We start from the raw sequence: 15,702 nt of genomic DNA on the forward strand, positions 1-15,702 counted from the left end.
TGCTAGAGTGCAGGTGTGCTCGATCCCCTCCTCACCGCGTCCGGCGTGTCCTACGCCTACTCGACGACCGATGCGCTCTGCGACGTCTCCCTCTCCGTCGGGCCGGGCGAGCTGCTCGTCGTGGCGGGGCCGAACGGATCGGGCAAGTCGACGCTCATCGAGGTGCTCGCCGGTGTGCGAAGGCCCCGCACCGGACGCGTCGTGCGGCGCGGGGACGTCGCACTCGTCGTGCAGCGGCCCGACGTCTCGCCGATGCTTCCCGTCACCGTGCGCGACGTCGTGACCATGGGGATGTGGAGGGGGCGCTTCGCAGGGCGCACCACCCGAGCGGACCGCGTGGGCGTCACCGAAGCCCTCGAGCGCGTCGGCATACGCCGATTGGCCGAGCGTCCGCTGGCGACGCTGTCGGGCGGGCAGCGCCAGCGCGCCTTCCTCGCCCAGGGGCTCGTGCGCCGGCCCGACGTGCTGCTGCTCGACGAGCCCACCGCCGGGATCGACGAGTCGGGCGTGCTCGGCGTGCACGAGCTGTTGCGCGAGGAGACCCGGCGCGGGGCGGCGGTGGTGTGCATCTCGCACGACCCGCACGCGGTCGCGGGAGCGCACCGGGTGCTCCGGCTGCACGAGGGGCGCGTGGCGCACCGGCCGGTGCGAGAGTCTCAGCCGCGCAGCACGCCCTCGAGCTCGGCGATCGGGTCGTAGAGACCCGAGTCGAGGATCCAGGTCTGCACCTGCTTGTCGAACCCGGTGACGATGACGAGACCGACGACGATGAACACCACGCCGACCGTGCGGCGGAACCAGCCGTGCGGGTCGGCGAGCCAGCCCAGGCGGCGCACGAGGCTGCGCCCGAGCAGCGCGATCAGCAGCAGCATGCCCGCGAGTCCCGCCGCGTAGGCGATGATCGCCGCGAGTCCCTCCGCGAACGATGCCGGCAGCACGGTCGCGACGATCAGCGCATAGGTCGGACTGCAGCTCGAGAACACCGGTCCGAGCGCCGCGCCCGTGAGCACGTCGCCGCCGAACCCGGATCGATCGGCCGAGCGCTGCAGCAGCGCGTTGCTCCGCCGCTGCAGACCGAGCGACGCCGAGAAGCGGTCCCAGATCGAGGGGAGGATGAGGTTCACTCCGAGCGCGATGAGGATCCCGCCCGATATCGCCTGCCACACCTGCGGCGGCACGCCGAGCAGCGCCGTGGTCGCTTTGAGCAGCAGTGTGAAGACCACGACGCTCACCGCGAGCGAGCCGGCGATCACGATCGGGCGCCACCGGTCGCCCGATGCACCCGCGCCCCGCGCGATCGTGCCGCCCACGATCACCGGCAGGAGCGGCAGCACGCACGGCGCGGCGACGGTCAGGACGCCGGCTGCGAACCCCAGCAGCAGGGTTCCGGTCACGGCATCGCCCCGCGCAGCGACGCGACCGAGGGGTCGTCGTAGAGCACCGCCTTCGAGATCTCCCGCCCGTCGTCGTCGACGAAGACGATCGTCGTCTGCAGGGTGACGCCGTATCGCTGCCGCAGATCGGTGCGGCCGTCGTAGTCCACCTGGAACACGGTGAGGCCGTCCGGTGCGCCGTTCGCGCGCAGATCCTCGTCGAGCGCGCGGCACTGCGGGCACCAGCTCGCGTGGAAGAACAGCGCCTTCGGCCCGTCCGTCCGCTCGATGATCCCGTCGGTGTACGCGAGGTAGGCGCCCGAGTCGTCGTCGCTCTCGGATGCCGGGGAGTCGTCACCCGGGCCGTCGCCCGCCGCGTCGCCCACGGCGTCGTCGTCGGCTGCGTCGTTCGCTGCGTCGTCGGTGGGGGCGAGGGGCTGCGTCGTGGCGGAGTCCGGATCGCCGGGCCCGGCGGCGGACCCGGCATCGGTCTGCGTCCCGCAGCCCGCGAGCATCAGCGCGGCTGCGCAGGCGAGGGCGAGGATCGAGCCACCGGTGGTCTTCCGCATGTGCCTGCTCCTTCTCGACGGTGAGACGGGAGAACCGCTCGAGCGCCGCGCGGCGAGCGGATCCTCACCCGCTCGTCGTGCGCGGCGGGGTTCGTGCCGCGCCTGCGAGACGGATGCGTCCAGTGTAGGCGCCGCTCGTCCCGGGCGCGCGGCGCGTGCTCGATCGGCGGCCGGGTGGGCGCGCAGGATCCGGGTGCGGCTCAACGACCGTGCGGAGCGGACGGCGCCTCATCCCGATGCTCCGGCGGCCAGACGACGCTGAAGTGCTCGAACACGATCTCCTGGGATTCCGACCAGCTCGCGCCGCGCGCGGCGCACACGCGCGTCCAGTAGCGGCGGTGCTCGCGCTGCCAGCTCTCCAGCGAACCGTCGCCCTCGGCCTCCGCAGCGGCGAACGAGGCATCGCCGTGCGAGAACGGGCCGACGCGCAGATCCGTGCTGCGCAGGATCGCCCGGGGTGCCCCGGATCCGTCGCAGGCGATCCAATGTTCGCCGATGCGCGGAAGCGCATCGCCGCGCGACACGAACTCGTCGACGAGATCCGCCGTCGCGCGCTTCGCGCCGAACAGCACGAGGTCGAGGAGCTCGTCGGCGAGCTGCGCATGGTCGCCGAAGCGGTCGACGGTGTACTCGGGCGCCGCTGCGACGGCCTCGGGGAAGGCGCCGCAGTACGCTCGCCACATGCTCGCCGCGGCCTCGAGATCGAGCGGCTGGGCTGGGCGGCGGAGATCTTCGGCGTGCATGCGCACCATGATGCCTCTCGCACCGGGAGCGCCTCTCGGCGACACGCCGCGCGGGGCGTCGGCAGGGTGCGCTTGCCCGGCCGGGCGACCCCGGGTAGTGTGCGCCTCGGGAGGTGGGGACGTGGTGCGTCGGCGTGTGATCCGGGCGGTGACCTGGACGGCTCTGATCCTGCTGCTTCTCGCCTGGGCTGGCTCGCTCGCGATTACTGCGCCGTGGACGCCGTGGTTCACGATCGCGCTGTGGACGACGATCGGCGTGGGCCTCGTGGTGCGGATTCTGAGAGGACGCGGCCGGAAGACGGCGCCGCTCGACGCCTTCGACGAGATGAACCAGGTGTATCTCGGGCGAACCCGGACTCCGCGCATCGACGGAACCGCGCCGGAGAGCGCGGAGATCGGGCGCCCCTTCCCAGACGCGGCGGATTCGTCGGGCCGGGGGAGCGCCACCCGGAGCGAGTGAACGGGTTCCGAGTGCCGGCTCCGGGAGCCGGGCATCGCGCGGCATCGGGATCCGGCATCGGGATCCGGCATCCGGATCCGGCTTCGGGATCCGGCATCCGGATCCGGCATCGCTCGGGATCGCGCAGCATCGGGATCCGGCATCGCGCAGCATCGGCGTGCCCGCTAGACATGGACTCGACCGGGCAGCCGGCTCTCAGAGCTTCGCCGTGCCCGCGGCCGGGACCTGCTGCGGCTCGCGCTGGGGCGATCGACCCGCGGCGAACAGCGCGCACGCGTGCGCGGCAGCCTCGGTGAGCAGCGCGAGACTGTCGGCCTGCAGCTGTTCGAGCGACGCAGGCCCCTGCGCGATCGAGACCGCTGCCGTCACGCCCGCCGCCCGGGCCGCGTCGCACGACAGGCCGACCGATCCCGCGATCACGACGACCGGTGTTCCTCCGGCTTCGGACAGCACCTGCGAGACGACCTTCCCGTCGAGCGATTGCGCGTCGAAGCGCCCCTCGCCGGTGAGGACGAGCGTCGCGTCGGCGAGGGCCGCGGGGAGCCCCACGGCGTCGCTCACGAGCTTGGCGCCCGGCAGCAGTTCGGCCCCGAACAGCGCGACGAGCCCGAGCGCGAGACCGCCGGCGGCGCCGAGCCCGTCGCGTGCGGTCAGATCCGACGCTCCGGCCGCACGCTCGTCGTCGCGCGCCGTCGTGGACAGCGCCGCTGTGGAGAGCGCCGCTGTGGAGAGCGCCGCTGTGGAGAGCGCTGCCGCGAGACGCGCGAGGCCGGCGTCGATGCGCGCGACCTCGGCAGCGGTGGCGCCCTTCTGCGGCCCGAACACGGCAGCCGCGCCGCGTGGACCGGTGAGCGGGTTGTCGACGTCGCAGGCCACGCGCCAGCTGACCTTCCGCGTGCGCGGATCCAGCCCGGCGAGGTCGATCCGGGCGAGGTCCGCGAGCCCGCGTGCTCCCGGGGCGATCGGCTTGCCCGCCGCGTCCAGCAGTCGCGCGCCGAGCGCGCGCAGCATGCCGGCCCCGCCGTCGCTGGTGGCCGATCCGCCCAGGCACAGGAGCACCTGCGTCGCTCCCGCGTCGAGCGCCGCGAGGATCAGCGAGCCGACGCCCTCGGAATCGGCGTCGAGCGCCTGCAGCGGGCGGTCTGAGACGAGCGGGAGTCCGTTGGCGTCGGCGGTCTCGATGATGGCGGTAACGGCGCGGGCGGCGTCGCCGTCGCTCCCTGCCGAGAAGCCCACCCGACCGGTGCGCGGACGACCGAGGGCGTCGGTCGTCGCGACCTCGGAGACGCTCGCGCCCCAGGTCGAGACGAGCGCGTCGAGCGTGCCTTCTCCGCCGTCGGCGAGGGGGATCTCGCGCACCTCGGCTCCGGGCCCGAGCGCCGCGCGCACCCCCGCTGCGAGCGCTCGCGCGGCCTCGGGAGACGAGCAGCTGCCCTTCAGCGAGTCGGGGGCGATTAGGGCTATCGGCCAAAAAGAGTGGATGGAAGCCCGATCTAACCGCGTGATCACGCGGCAAAACAGGGATCGTTAATGTCCGCAACGATTAGTTGTGGCACACAGCACCCCTCCCTCGGCTTGCGTGGTATGCGAGACCAAGCTCGTGAAGAACGGTCGCAACAAGGCCGGGAATCAGCGCTGGAAGTGCCCGTCGTGCGGAGCCTCCTCGGTGCGTAAACGCGCCGACCGCTCCAAGATCTTCACACTGCTCAGGTTTATCGACTGGCTGCTCGGCAAGAACTCTCAAGCCGACGCTGACGGTACTCAGTCGGGGCGCTCGTTCCGGCGTCGCATCGCTTGGTGCTGGGAACTACGACCCAAGATCCCATTCACCGGGGTCGTGCATGACGTGGTCGAGATCGACGGGTTCAACCTCAGAACTGGCTGGTGCATCCTTACCGCCAGATCAGCCGGGAACGTGGTCGCCGCGCAGTGGTGCGCCCGAGAGTCACAAGCAGCGTGGAGCGAACTGTTCAAACGCCTCCCCGAACCCATCGTGGTGGTGTGCGACGGCGGCCCGGGCATGCACGCCGCTCTCAAGGAGCACTGGCCGAACGCGCGGGTGCAACGCTGCCTTGTGCACCTCCAACGCAACGTCCGAAAATACGTCACTACCCGATCAAAAACGGTTGCGGGGAAGGCGTTATGGGGCCTCGCCTTGAAACTCACCCGGGTGAAAACGAATGCGGACGCGGCAGCCTGGTCGAAGCTGCTCATCGAGTGGGAGGGCGCGTTTCTGCACCTCACGAAAGAGCGCAGCTACCGCAAGACCGCAGCCGAGGTGCCCTCCTGGGTGCGGGCGACGCAGCAGTGGTGGTACACCCATCAGCGGCTCCGTTCGGGCTACCAAGCGATTCGCCGGGTGAGCGATCGGGGGCACCTGTTCACGTTCCTCGACAAGGAACTCACTCATTTGAAGGTGCCGTCGACAACGAACGGGATCGAGGGTGGTACGAACTCGCCCATGCGGCTCCTGCTGCTCCACCACCGCGGCATGACCGAGGAACATCAGCGCCGCCTGATCGAGTGGTGGCTGTACCTGCACACCGAGCACCCCGACCCCGCCAAGGTGCTCGCTGAGCACGTGGCCCAGCCTCCGAAGCCAGCACGCCCAGCGCTCAGTGAACCAGACCCGGGACCCCCGCTCTACGACACCGGGCTCAGCGCCGAGGAAGGACTCTGGCTACGCGCCGGTACCGCGGGCAACGCCTGACACACCCAACACCATCCACTCTTTTTGGCCGATAGCCCGGCGATTACGATCACGGGCCCAGCGCTGTCCATGGGCTCAGGCTACCGCGAATCGCGCGGGCGTCCGGGGGAGGGGCGGGCGGGCCCGCGTCACGTGCCTTCGGGAGCAACCGCGAAACTGAGGCGAGTGCTCGAGACCGAGGGCTTTGTCGAGGCAGAACCGCGCGGGTTCGGACAATCGACTCCGTTTCGGGGGTCGGGGGCCGGGGGCCGGGCCCGCCGGTACAGCAAAACCCCCGCATTCAGCAGGGGTTTTGCCTGACTCTGGTAGCTGAGGCGGGGCTCGATCCCGCGACCTCACGATTATGAGTCGTGCGCTCTAACCAGCTGAGCTACTCAGCCAAACTCTTGGCGAACCAAGCAGAGTCAGAGCCCCGAGCCAGGATTGAACTGGCGACCCCTTCCTTACCATGGAAGTGCTCTACCACTGAGCTATCGGGGCGCGGCCACGCTGCGGTGACAACCGTTAGAGAATAGCACTCTTTGCGGAGCGATGCGAAATTCGCGGGCTCCGGGCATGTCCGCCTCTGGGCCTAGGCTGGGGGTATCGAGGAGAGGGGTGCGCGTGAGCCGGATCGTGGCGATCGTCGGGGTGGTGCTGGCGCTGTGGATGGCAGCGGGGCGGTGGCTGTTCGGCATCGGAGGCTCGCTGACGTGGTGGTATGTGCCGACCATCGGCGTGCTGTTCGTCGGGTTGCAGCTCTGGTTGGCTCGGCGACTGCGCGTCACCCGGGATCGCGGGCGTCGCACGAGCCGCAGCACCGTCGTCACCCTCGTGCTGGCCTGGCTGAGCGCCCTCGGCTTCGGACTGACCGTGCCGGATCTCACCCCTGACGGCCTCGTCTCGATCCTCAGTCTCGCCTCGGGATCGGCCTTTTCAGCCGAGATGTCGATCGCGCTGTGCAATCCGCTCGGCATTCTCGCCTTCGCCTGCGCGATTGCAGCGCTCGGGTTCGCGTACGCAGACGCCCGCGACCCGAAGCCTGAGGAGGACGAGTACCCGGACGAGGCCGGGATGGCTCCGCACCCGCTCGCGTAGCCTGACCGCGCACGGACCCCTCGACGATCGCGCGCCACAAGATGCCGCCTGACGCCGCACTCTCGACGATCGCGCGCCACAAGATGCTGCCTCGCGCGCGTTTTGACCACGACTACTGACGCGCGTTGCGCGCGCGGTGGTGGTGAGTTCGACGCGCGGCGCCGGCGCCGACCCCGGGCCGCAGGGCGCCCGGACGGGCCCGCTCAGTGGTCGACGGTGCCGTAGAGCCGGTCGCCGGCGTCGCCGAGACCCGGCACGATGTAGGCCTGATCGTTCAGGCCCTCGTCGATCGCGCCGAGCACCAGCGTCACATTGCGGTCTCCCGCGGCCTCGCGGATCACCTCGACGCCCTCGGGCGTGCCGAGCACGCAGATGGCGGTGACGTCGTCGGCGCCGCGGTCGAAGAGGAACCGGATCGCCGCCGCCAGCGAGCCCCCCGTGGCGAGCATCGGGTCGAGCACGAAGCACTGCCGTCCGGCGAGCGAATCGGGCAGGCGCTCGGCGTAGGTGGTGGGCTGCAGCGTCTGCTCGTCGCGCACCATGCCGAGGAAGCCGACCTCGGCCGTCGGCACCAGCTTGACCATGCCCTCGAGCATGCCGAGCCCCGCGCGCAGGATCGGCACAATGAGCGGCAGCGGCTCGCTGAGGCGCACCCCCGTGGTCGGGGCCACCGGGGTGAGGATCTCGTGCGGCTCGACGCGCACCTCGCGCGTGGCCTCGTAGGCCAGCAGCGTCATGATCTCCTCGATGAGCAGCCGGAACGTCGGCTGCGGCGTCTTGGCATCGCGCAGCACCGTGAGCTTGTGGGTGATGAGGGGGTGATCCGCAACGAAGACTCGCATGGGCCTATCCTATTGCCGTGACCCCGATTCCCCCGTCTCAGGCCGAGCTCGCGGCGATGGGGCGCGCCCTCGAAGAGGCGCGGTGCGCAGCCGAGGCGGGAGAGGTCCCCGTCGGCGCGATCCTGCTCGACGCCGCGGGCGAGGCGATCGGGTCGGGCCGCAACGCCCGCGAGGCGGATCCGGATCCCACCGCGCACGCCGAGGTCGTCGCGATCCGGGCGGCCGCGCGTCGCCGGGGCGACCGCGTGCTCGACGGGTGCACGCTCGTGGTGACGCTCGAGCCGTGCGCGATGTGCGCGGGGGTGATCCTCGCCGCGCGGGTGCCGCGCGTGGTGTTCGGCGCGTGGGACGAGAAGGCCGGCGCCGTCGGCAGCGTCTACGACCTGCTGCGCGACGGCCGCTTGCCGCACCCCGTGCCCGAGGTCGTCGCCGGTGTGCGGGCCGAGGAGTGCGCGGCGCTGCTGCGGGAGTTCTTCGGGGCACGGCGGTAGGGGAGGATCCTGCGACTGCGCACAGGATGACGGATGGGGCGCGCAGGATGACCGGGGGTGCGCAACCCCGGCCGGGAGAGCGGCTCGCTCAGTCCTCCGAGAGCATCACGATCGAGCTGGTCGACGGCGTCTTTGCGTTGGGGTCGAGGTAGACATCGGGCTCGATGTAGATCGACTCGATCGCGGGCACCGCGGCGAGAGCGCGCCGCTTGGCCTGGTAGAGGATCACCGACACCTCGCGCATGGTCGCGTCGGGCTCGATGTCGATCTTCGCGCCCACGAACAGCGCATCGTCGGCACCCTGGATGTCGAGATCGAGCACACGCCGAACGTGGGCGCTCTCCAGCAGCGCTGCTGTGATCTCCGCGGTGTGCTCGTGCTGTTCGCTCATGACTCGATTGCCTCCCGGACGCTGGCTCGTGTGCCTGTTCTGCGACATTCTACGCGGCGCGCTTCTAGACTGGCGGCATGAACGAGACGACGCGACCGGCCGAGAGCGATCCCCTGCCCCGCACCGCCATGATCGGCGTGGGATCGATGGGGGGCGCGATCCTCGCCGGTCTGCGCGCCCCGGGGGTGCGCATCGACGGGCCCATCGCCGTGACCACCCGCTCTCTCGCGAGCGCGGAGCAGTTCGCGGGCGCCGAGGATGTCGTCGCTTTCGCCTCGGAGAGCGACCCGGAGGCCAACCGCCGCGCGGTGCGCGGCGCCCGACTCGTGATCCTCGGCGTGAAGCCCTGGATGATCGCCGATGCGGTGCGCGAGATCGCCGACGCCCTCGAACCCGGTGCGATCGTGGTGAGTGTCGCGGCGGGGGTGCCGAGCGCGGCCATCGAGGCGCTGGTCCCGGCGGGCATCTCCGTGGTGCGCGCCATGCCCAACACGCCCTCGCATCTCGGGCTGGGAGCCACGGGGGTCGCTCCCGGAGCCTCGGCGGATGCCGCAGCGGTCGACACCGTGCGCCGGCTGTTCGAGACCGTGGGCATCGTGCTGGTGGTGCACGAGGACCAGATCAACGACGTCGCCGCCGTGTCCGGATCGGGTCCCGCCTACCTCTTCCTCTACGCGGAGGAGATGACGGCGGCTGCGGCGCGCCTGGGCTTCGACGAGGATCAGGCGCGCCGGCTCGTGCTGCAGACCATCGTGGGCGCCGCCGAGCTCATGCGCTCCACGGGCGAGGATCCCGCCCGGCTCCGCCGCAACGTCACGAGCCCGAAGGGCACCACCGAGCGCGCGATCGCCGTGCTGCAGGATGCGGGGTGGGGCGCACTGTTCGACCGCGCGCTCGCCGCGAACGTGCAGCGTTCGGAGGAGCTGGAACGCGGGGAGTAGCCGAGCGCGGCCGGTCAACCGGCCGCCATGCCCCGCCAGATCGTCTCGATCGCGGCCCGCACGCGGCGCACCGCAGCCGGATCGTGCATCGAGTCGCCGCGCACGGCCGCCTGATAGTAGGCGACGCCGGCGATCGCGTCCCAGCAGGCCTCGACGTCGAGGTCGGCGCGCAGCAGACCTCGGGCCACGGCCGAGCGCAGCAGATCCTCGGTGGGAGCCCGGCGCTCCGCGACATACGCCCAGTAGTCCCGCTGCAGATCCCGGTCCGTCATTACCAGGCGCATCCGCTGCCGGAACCTGGCCTCCGGGTACCGCTCGGCCGTCGGCGTCGCGCCGCCAGATCCGACGCCGGCGGCGTCGAGGATCAGTTCGAGCAGCTCCCCCTGATCGGGGCGCTCGGGATACGCGGGCGGCAGCGTCCTTCCGACGTCGAGCGCTCGCGCGACCAGGGCGTGCATCGAGGGCCAGCGCCGATACAGCGCTGCGCGGCTCACGCCGCTGCGCGACACCACCCGTGCCACGGTGATCTCCTCACCGGCGTCGATCAGGGCGAGCGTCGCCTCGATGATGCGCACGTCGAGCGCTGCCGTCCGCGGCCGGCCGGGGCCGCGGACGGCAGCCGAACCGGTCGTCGCCGGTCCGGTCGCCGGCCAGGCCGCCTGCGCGAGGGCCGTCATCCCTGCAGCGCCCGCCGCCGCAGCCGGACGATCGTGTCCTCGCTCAGCCCCGATCGGCGCAGCGGTGCCAGGGCGTCGCCGTGCCGCTCGCGCAGGGTGTCGAGCAGGATCCGCATCGACACCTCCATCGACCCCTCGAGCAGTGCCGAGGCGTCGTGGGCGTCCGGGTCGAAGCCGAGCGCGCGCCACATCGCGCCGAGCACGGGGCGGGTGCGTCGTATGATCGCCCCCATGTTGGCCCCGGTGCGCGCGTAGTCGGCCACGATGTGCTCCTCGTCGGCGCCGAGTGTGAGCAGCAGCGCCGCGGCGAGCACTCCCGTGCGGTCGCGCCCGGCGGCGCAGTGGAACGCGGTGGCCCCCGGCGTGCAGGCGATCACGTTGAGCGCTGTGACGAGCTGCGGGGCGGCGTTCTCCATCATGCGCACGTACATCGCGCCCATGGCCGCGTGCCCGAGATCGGGGGCGCGCCTCGGCGCCGGGCCGTCTTCTCGCAGCGGCTCTGCGACGTCGGCGAGGAGGGGCAGGTGGTGGTACGCGACGGGGAACCGGCCGAGCGGCCCCCGGCCGGTCACCGCTGCCTCGAGCGGGGAGCGCAGGTCGATGATGGCGGTGAGCCCCTCGGCGACGAGCGCCGACGCGACGTCGTGCGTCACGTATGCGAGGTCGTCGGTGCGGATCGCGAGGCCCTCGCGCAGCAGACCGCCGGCGATCGGGATGCCGCCGAGGTCTCGGAGGTTGACCGGGGCGCTGAGCTCGATCTCGAACGCGGGGGTCGGGATCGGGCTCGGGCTCGGATCCGTGGTCCGGGGCGGGTTCGACTCCGGGCCCGAGGCCGGGCTCGGATCCGGGGTCGGGGCCGATGCGGTGCGCGGGGCGGTGGTCGTGGTGGCGGTCATGTGATCCTCTTCCGAATGAGTGCGCTGCCCTGGTCGATGACCGTGACGAGCACGATGATGCAGATGATGATGGCGCTGAGGTGTCCGTAGTCGTACATGCGCATCGCGGTGGTGAGCTCGAGCCCGATCCCGCCCGCTCCGACGAGCCCGAGGATCGTCGCGCCGCGCACATTGCCCTCGAAGAGCAGCAGCGTGTACGACACGAGCAGCGGCGCCGCCTGGGGCAGCACCCCGTACTGCACGATCTGGCGGCGGGAGGCGCCCACCGCCTCCATCGCCGTCAGCGGCCCGCGATCGACGGACTCCATCGCCTCGGCGAAGACCTTGCCGATCGAGCCGAGCGAGCCGAGGGTCATCGCGAGGATGCCGGCGAACGGTCCGAGGCCGACCGCTGAGACGAACATCAGCGCGAACACGAGGTCGGGCACCGACCGGATGATGTTCATGATCCAGCGGGCGGTGAAGTACATCCAGCGCGGCGCGATGTTGGAAGACGCCGCGAACGCCACGAAGAGCGAGAGCACCGCGCCGAGCACCGTGCCGACGACCGCCATCTGGAACGTCTCGAGCAGCAGGGAGAGGATCGTGCCGATCTTCGAGAAGTCGGGCGGGAAGAGGCGACCGATGAACTCGACCATGTTGACGGACCCCTCGCCGAGCTTGGCGAAGTTGAACTGGGCCCCGTTGAACGACCAGACCAGCAGGAGCGCCGCGATCGGCAGGCCGAGCAGGAAGCGCCGCCGCGGCATCGCGAACGCCCGCTCGAGGCGGGCGCGCTCGGCCGCCGGAAGCTCGTGCCCGATCGCCGCCTCGTGCGATGCGCGTTCGGTGTGCGTCGTGCTCACGCGGCCGTCCTCCCCTCGGCGCCGTCGAGGAGCGCTCCCGGGCGGTCGTCGTAGAGCGGGGCGAGCCGGTCGGCGTCGAGGCGGTCGGTGCGGTCGGCGACCAGCACCCGGCCGTGCCGCAGCCCCACGATGCGGTCGCTGTGCTCGAGCGCGAGGGGGAGCACGTGCAGGCTCACGAGCACCGGGATGCCGTCTTCGCGGGCGATCTCCTGCAGCAGGGAGAGCACCGCGTGCGACATCTTCGGGTCGAGCGAGGCCACCGGTTCGTCGGCGAGGATCAGCTTCGGGGACTGCATCAGCGCGCGTGCGATGGCGACGCGCTGCTGCTGCCCGCCGGAGAGCTCGCGCGCCTGCGTCGCGGCCTTGTGGGCGATCCCCACGCGGTCGAGCAGCGCGAGCGCTCGCCGCCGGTGGGCCGACGAGAAGCCGCCGACGAGGTTGACCGGGCCCGCGCTGCGGAGCGCCCCGGTGAGCACGTTCGTGAGCACGCTCAGTCGGCCGACGAGGTTGAACTGCTGAAACACCTGGCCGACCGACGCCCGCACCTCGCGCAACTGGCCCCGGCCGACCCGGGACATATCGGTGCCCACGACCTGCACCGATCCCGCACTGATGGGGGCGAAGCCGGTGAGGCTTCGCATGAGCGTCGACTTGCCCGACCCGGACGATCCCAGCAGCGCGACGATCTCACCCGCGTGCAGGTCGAGATCGACGCCGGCGAGGACGCGCGGTCCGCCGGCCGCGTAGCTCACCTCGAGGCCCTGCACCGACACGAGGGGCCGTGCCCCGGGAGCGGGGGAGGGAGACAGGGACGGGGTTCTGGCGGGTGACGCGGCTCCGGCGGGTGACGCGGCTCCGGCGGGCCGCGGGGCCGCTCCGGTGCCCCGCGGGGCGGCGGGGCCGGCGAGTCGGCGTGGACCGTGCTCGACGACCGCGCTCATTCGAGGTCCTCGAGCTGCACGCCGGCGACCTCCGCGATCTCGGCGAAGGGGGCGAAGGTCGATGGGGCGGGCGCCGCGGTCTGCGCGAGGCCGGCGAAGGAGCCCATCGCGCCCAGCGCCTCGGCGTTCTCCTCGGAGAAGACTGCGGCGATGCCCTGCTCGATGATCGCGCGGGTCTCGTCGTCGAGCGAGGTGCGCCCGAGCACGGCGCCCTGCACGGCCATCGACGGGCTCTCGCCGATCGCGCGCCACTCGCCGTCTGCGAAGGGGAACATGGGCGCGCCCATCTCGGTGAGCATGATGGCCGTGCACGCGGCATCGACCTGGCCCTGCTGCAGAGCGGCGAAGCTGCCCTCATGGCCACCCGCGAAAACGGCCTCGTAGTCGACGTCGCGCTCGAGACCGGCCTCGTGGAGCATGTAGTTGGGCATGAAGAAGCCCGAACTCGAGGCCTGATCGGCGAAGGCGACCGTCGTGCCCGCGAGATCGCCGAGCTCCTCGACCGGGGAGTCGTTCAGCACGATGCACGTCGAGACCGGTTCGTCGATGCCCTCGAAGGCGACGAGCGGATCCACCTCGCCGGTGTTCACCGCCAGGGCGGAGGGGAAGCCGCTCATGATCCCGATATCGACGTGCTCGGCTCGGATGGCCTCCACCACGCTCAGATAGTCGGGCACGTCGGTGACCTCGACCTCGCGGCCGGTGGCCTCCTCGAAGAGCTCGGCGAAGACGTCGATCGGGTTGACCGCCGTCGGGTCGTCGCCGAGCGGCAGGGTCGCGATCGTGATGGGGGCGTTCGGGTCGCGCTCGGCGGCGTCGGCATCGGGGCTCGCGCACGCGGTGAGCGCGAGTGCGGCGATGCCGAGGAGGCTGATCGCGGACAGGGTGGAACGACGCATGGTGACCTTTCTGAGGGACTCTCGGGGCCTCCCGATCGGGGGACGCACACCATTCCACGGCAGAGAGGTGACCGGCAATTACGAGACCGGTGGACTGAATATGGAACAGTCCATGAACGTGCAGTGAACCGACCCTGAGCGGTTCCGGCGAGTCAGGCGCGGGCGCGGGTGCGGGTGACGGCGCGGGTACGGGCGCGGGCGCGGGTGACGGCGCAGGTACAGGCGCGGGCGCGGGGCCCGAGCCTCCAGTCAGGCGTGCGCGAGGCGGTGCTCGCGGGGGCTGCGGCCGTAGGTCGATTTGAAGAGCTTGCTGAAGTGACTGAGATCAACGAAGCCGCCGGCCTGCGCGATCTGCAGCACCGTGCGCTCCTGCAGCGCAGAGTCTTCCAGGTCCATCCGGCAGCGTTCGAGACGCTGCGAGCGGATGTAGCCGGAGACGGTGAGCCCCTCCTCCTGGAAGAGGTACTGCAGCTGGCGGGTGGAGACGAAGTGGGCTCTCGCGATCGCATCGGTGTTGAGATCGGGGTCGGAGAGATGCGAGTCGATGTACATCCGCACCGACTCGAAGGCCACGCCGTGCTCGTCGTTCGGCGCCGAGGCGTGGATCTCGGCGGAGAGCAGCGCCGTGATGAGCTCGAACGCGCTGTGCATGATGCGCGATCCGCCTGCGCCCTCGAGCAGGTCGAGGTTCTCGGCCATGTGCTGCATGAAGGGGCAGATGACTCGCCCGATCCCGGAATCGCCCGCGAGGCGGGTCGCGGTGACGGTGTGCACCAGGCTCGATGAGAGGCCGAGCATCGCGTGCGGGAAGAGCATGACGAGCGATCGCATGGGGCCGCCGTACTCGAGCGTGTACGGGCGGGAGGTGTCGTAGATCGCGGCATCGCCGGGGTTCAGCTGCGCGCTGCGCCCATCCTGCATCACCAGTCCGGCCCCCTCGAGCTGCAGACTCAGCTTGAGATGGTCGTTCCTGTCCCGGCGGATCGCCTGGGAGAGCCGGTGCACGCTGTGCGACGAGGCCGCGATGTCGGTGACGCAGATGCCCCCGATGGTACGGCTGCGGATCGTGCCGATGAACGTCTCGGGGGATCCCGTGGTCAACGCGAGCGGCACGAATCGATTGCCGACGAGGCGCACCCACTCGTCGAATCCGACCGACACGTGCGACTCCATCGAGTATGGCGACATCGGATGGCCTCCTTGCCCGTCGAACATCGTCGTCCGTTCTTCACAATACGGTGATCCGTGCGACTCATCCACCTGATATCGGCCGTACCGACACACGCGTGCGCGATCTGCCAGGGCGCATGCGGCTTCGGACAAGTGCTCCGGTCCGGCGCTCGGGCACACTGAAGAGCGTTCGCGGCGAAGCTGCCGCGACGGGGAATCTGCAAAGGAGTCGATCGTGATCCAAGACGAGCTGTACGACGTGGGCCTCGGCCAGCGTCGCACGATGTTCGGGCCGCAGGGAGCGGAGGGGCAGGTGGAGCACACCTCGGACCTCAACGACAAACTGCAGGACTTCGTGACCCGATACTGCTTCGGCGACATCTGGCAGCGCGACGGACTCTCGTACGCCGAGCGCAGCCGGATCACCTTCGCGATGCTGATCGCACAGGGGAAGGCGCACGAGCTCCGGGTTCATGCCCGCGGGGCGCTCGAGAACGGCGTCACTCCGCTGGAACTGCGCGAGGTGGTCGTCCACTCGATCCTCTACTGCGGCATTCCCGCGGCGGTCGAGGGATTGCGAGCGGTTGAGGAGATCCTCGCCGAGCAGGGCATTCCCCAGCAGCTGGACGGCGAGTCCGACCGCGCGCAGCGCGTCGCGCCGGGAACGGAGTGATGGG

General features: G+C 71.0%; 19 protein-coding genes and 2 tRNA genes. 7 read left to right on the forward strand and 14 right to left on the reverse strand.

Going from position 1 to position 15,702, the window contains the following annotated elements; genetic code table 11:
* Window positions 1-15: 15 nt before the first annotated feature.
* Window positions 16-699 (forward strand): zinc ABC transporter ATP-binding protein AztA, encoded by a 684-nt coding sequence (gene aztA, locus EVS81_RS10640; protein ID WP_205879323.1) that lies wholly within the window; start codon window positions 16-18, stop codon window positions 697-699.
* On the opposite strand, the gene EVS81_RS10645 is transcribed toward aztA, so the two are convergent.
* From EVS81_RS10645 to EVS81_RS10655, 3 genes are all read right to left on the reverse strand, one after another.
* A complete protein-coding gene (locus tag EVS81_RS10645) occupies window positions 657-1,394 on the reverse strand; it encodes a cytochrome c biogenesis CcdA family protein (protein WP_130110368.1) in 738 nt (245 codons plus the stop codon). The genes aztA and EVS81_RS10645 overlap by 43 nt on opposite strands.
* Window positions 1,391-1,942: a thioredoxin family protein gene (locus EVS81_RS10650; RefSeq protein WP_130110369.1), complete on the reverse strand. Its 552-nt coding sequence runs from the start codon at window positions 1,940-1,942 to the stop codon at window positions 1,391-1,393. Before EVS81_RS10650 ends, EVS81_RS10645 begins: the two co-directional genes overlap by 4 nt.
* A gap of 200 nt (window positions 1,943-2,142) precedes the next feature.
* Window positions 2,143-2,685, reverse strand: a complete 543-nt coding sequence (locus EVS81_RS10655; protein WP_240739813.1) for an ASCH domain-containing protein — start codon at window positions 2,683-2,685, stop codon at window positions 2,143-2,145.
* Between the two features lie 121 nt (window positions 2,686-2,806).
* On the opposite strand from EVS81_RS10655, the gene EVS81_RS10660 reads away from it, so the two are divergent.
* Window positions 2,807-3,145 (forward strand): hypothetical protein, encoded by a 339-nt coding sequence (locus EVS81_RS10660; protein WP_130110370.1) that lies wholly within the window; start codon window positions 2,807-2,809, stop codon window positions 3,143-3,145.
* A 195-nt stretch (window positions 3,146-3,340) separates the two neighbouring features.
* On the opposite strand, the gene EVS81_RS10665 is transcribed toward EVS81_RS10660, so the two are convergent.
* Window positions 3,341-4,654 carry a glycerate kinase gene (locus tag EVS81_RS10665; RefSeq protein WP_240739814.1) on the reverse strand — a complete coding sequence of 438 codons (1,314 nt, stop codon included), beginning with the start codon at window positions 4,652-4,654 and terminating at the stop codon, window positions 3,341-3,343.
* 91 nt (window positions 4,655-4,745) lie between these two features.
* Between EVS81_RS10665 and EVS81_RS10670 the strand changes: the two genes are divergently transcribed.
* Complete coding sequence (locus EVS81_RS10670; protein ID WP_165384196.1) at window positions 4,746-5,855, forward strand: IS1249 family transposase; 1,110 nt, start codon at window positions 4,746-4,748, stop codon at window positions 5,853-5,855.
* Between the two features lie 303 nt (window positions 5,856-6,158).
* Here the strand turns inward: EVS81_RS10670 and EVS81_RS10675 are convergent.
* Both EVS81_RS10675 and EVS81_RS10680 read right to left on the reverse strand, forming a co-directional pair.
* A tRNA-Met gene (locus EVS81_RS10675) sits at window positions 6,159-6,235 on the reverse strand.
* Between the two features lie 28 nt (window positions 6,236-6,263).
* Window positions 6,264-6,335 (reverse strand) — tRNA-Thr (locus tag EVS81_RS10680).
* Window positions 6,336-6,458: 123 nt separating this feature from the next.
* Between EVS81_RS10680 and EVS81_RS10685 the strand changes: the two genes are divergently transcribed.
* On the forward strand, window positions 6,459-6,932 hold the full coding sequence (locus tag EVS81_RS10685; protein WP_130110371.1) for a hypothetical protein: 474 nt from the start codon (window positions 6,459-6,461) through the stop codon (window positions 6,930-6,932).
* 203 nt (window positions 6,933-7,135) lie between these two features.
* Here the strand turns inward: EVS81_RS10685 and upp are convergent, their stop codons facing one another.
* Complete coding sequence (gene upp, locus EVS81_RS10690; RefSeq protein WP_130110372.1) at window positions 7,136-7,774, reverse strand: uracil phosphoribosyltransferase; 639 nt, start codon at window positions 7,772-7,774, stop codon at window positions 7,136-7,138.
* Between the two features lie 56 nt (window positions 7,775-7,830).
* On the opposite strand from upp, the gene EVS81_RS10695 reads away from it, so the two are divergent.
* On the forward strand, window positions 7,831-8,265 hold the full coding sequence (locus EVS81_RS10695) for a nucleoside deaminase (protein ID WP_130111411.1): 435 nt from the start codon (window positions 7,831-7,833) through the stop codon (window positions 8,263-8,265).
* Between the two features lie 88 nt (window positions 8,266-8,353).
* On the opposite strand, the gene EVS81_RS10700 is transcribed toward EVS81_RS10695, so the two are convergent.
* Window positions 8,354-8,656, reverse strand: a complete 303-nt coding sequence (locus EVS81_RS10700) for a hypothetical protein (RefSeq protein ID WP_130110373.1) — start codon at window positions 8,654-8,656, stop codon at window positions 8,354-8,356.
* Window positions 8,657-8,733: 77 nt separating this feature from the next.
* On the opposite strand from EVS81_RS10700, the gene proC reads away from it, so the two are divergent.
* Window positions 8,734-9,597 (forward strand): pyrroline-5-carboxylate reductase, encoded by an 864-nt coding sequence (gene proC, locus EVS81_RS10705; protein WP_130110374.1) that lies wholly within the window; start codon window positions 8,734-8,736, stop codon window positions 9,595-9,597.
* A 14-nt stretch (window positions 9,598-9,611) separates the two neighbouring features.
* Here proC and EVS81_RS10710 read toward each other — a convergent pair whose 3' ends face one another.
* The 6 genes from EVS81_RS10710 to EVS81_RS10740 all read right to left on the reverse strand — a co-directional run bounded on the left by EVS81_RS10710 (window position 9,612) and on the right by EVS81_RS10740 (window position 15,043).
* Window positions 9,612-10,274 (reverse strand): TetR/AcrR family transcriptional regulator, encoded by a 663-nt coding sequence (locus tag EVS81_RS10710; protein ID WP_130110375.1) that lies wholly within the window; start codon window positions 10,272-10,274, stop codon window positions 9,612-9,614.
* On the reverse strand, window positions 10,271-11,170 hold the full coding sequence (locus tag EVS81_RS10715; RefSeq protein WP_130110376.1) for a tyrosine-protein phosphatase: 900 nt from the start codon (window positions 11,168-11,170) through the stop codon (window positions 10,271-10,273). Before EVS81_RS10715 ends, EVS81_RS10710 begins: the two co-directional genes overlap by 4 nt.
* The gene (gene phnE / locus EVS81_RS10720; protein ID WP_240739815.1) at window positions 11,167-12,015 is read right to left on the reverse strand and encodes a phosphonate ABC transporter, permease protein PhnE; all 849 of its coding nucleotides are present in this window, start codon (window positions 12,013-12,015) and stop codon (window positions 11,167-11,169) included. Before phnE ends, EVS81_RS10715 begins: the two co-directional genes overlap by 4 nt.
* Window positions 12,012-12,956 carry a phosphonate ABC transporter ATP-binding protein gene (locus EVS81_RS10725; protein ID WP_130110377.1) on the reverse strand — a complete coding sequence of 315 codons (945 nt, stop codon included), beginning with the start codon at window positions 12,954-12,956 and terminating at the stop codon, window positions 12,012-12,014. The genes phnE and EVS81_RS10725 overlap by 4 nt, the downstream gene beginning before the upstream one ends.
* The gene (locus EVS81_RS10730; RefSeq protein WP_130110378.1) at window positions 12,953-13,855 is read right to left on the reverse strand and encodes a phosphate/phosphite/phosphonate ABC transporter substrate-binding protein; all 903 of its coding nucleotides are present in this window, start codon (window positions 13,853-13,855) and stop codon (window positions 12,953-12,955) included. The genes EVS81_RS10725 and EVS81_RS10730 overlap by 4 nt, the downstream gene beginning before the upstream one ends.
* 249 nt (window positions 13,856-14,104) lie before the next feature.
* Window positions 14,105-15,043, reverse strand: a complete 939-nt coding sequence (locus EVS81_RS10740) for an AraC-like ligand-binding domain-containing protein (protein WP_165384246.1) — start codon at window positions 15,041-15,043, stop codon at window positions 14,105-14,107.
* A gap of 217 nt (window positions 15,044-15,260) precedes the next feature.
* Between EVS81_RS10740 and EVS81_RS10745 the strand changes: the two genes are divergently transcribed.
* Window positions 15,261-15,698, forward strand: coding sequence for a carboxymuconolactone decarboxylase family protein (locus EVS81_RS10745; RefSeq protein ID WP_130110380.1), 438 nt, complete (start codon window positions 15,261-15,263; stop codon window positions 15,696-15,698).
* Window positions 15,699-15,702 lie beyond the last annotated feature (4 nt).

It is taken from the genome of Leucobacter triazinivorans (assembly GCF_004208635.1).
Classification (GTDB): domain Bacteria; phylum Actinomycetota; class Actinomycetes; order Actinomycetales; family Microbacteriaceae; genus Leucobacter; species Leucobacter triazinivorans.

Bases quoted from the DNA above. Each gene is read 5' to 3' on its own strand.
- EVS81_RS10650 (WP_130110369.1), bottom strand. From the start codon at position 1,942: ATGCGGAAGACCACCGGTGGCTCGATCCTCGCCCTCGCCTGCGCAGCC.
- EVS81_RS10655 (WP_240739813.1), bottom strand. From the start codon at position 2,685: ATGCACGCCGAAGATCTCCGCCGCCCAGCCCAGCCGCTCGATCTCGAG.
- upp (WP_130110372.1), bottom strand. From the start codon at position 7,774: ATGCGAGTCTTCGTTGCGGATCACCCCCTCATCACCCACAAGCTCACG.
- EVS81_RS10695 (WP_130111411.1), top strand. From the start codon at position 7,831: ATGGGGCGCGCCCTCGAAGAGGCGCGGTGCGCAGCCGAGGCGGGAGAG.
- EVS81_RS10700 (WP_130110373.1), bottom strand. From the start codon at position 8,656: ATGAGCGAACAGCACGAGCACACCGCGGAGATCACAGCAGCGCTGCTG.
- proC (WP_130110374.1), top strand. From the start codon at position 8,734: ATGAACGAGACGACGCGACCGGCCGAGAGCGATCCCCTGCCCCGCACC.
- EVS81_RS10710 (WP_130110375.1), bottom strand. From the start codon at position 10,274: ATGACGGCCCTCGCGCAGGCGGCCTGGCCGGCGACCGGACCGGCGACG.
- EVS81_RS10715 (WP_130110376.1), bottom strand. From the start codon at position 11,170: ATGACCGCCACCACGACCACCGCCCCGCGCACCGCATCGGCCCCGACC.
- EVS81_RS10725 (WP_130110377.1), bottom strand. From the start codon at position 12,956: ATGAGCGCGGTCGTCGAGCACGGTCCACGCCGACTCGCCGGCCCCGCC.
- EVS81_RS10730 (WP_130110378.1), bottom strand. From the start codon at position 13,855: ATGCGTCGTTCCACCCTGTCCGCGATCAGCCTCCTCGGCATCGCCGCA.
- EVS81_RS10740 (WP_165384246.1), bottom strand. From the start codon at position 15,043: ATGTCGCCATACTCGATGGAGTCGCACGTGTCGGTCGGATTCGACGAG.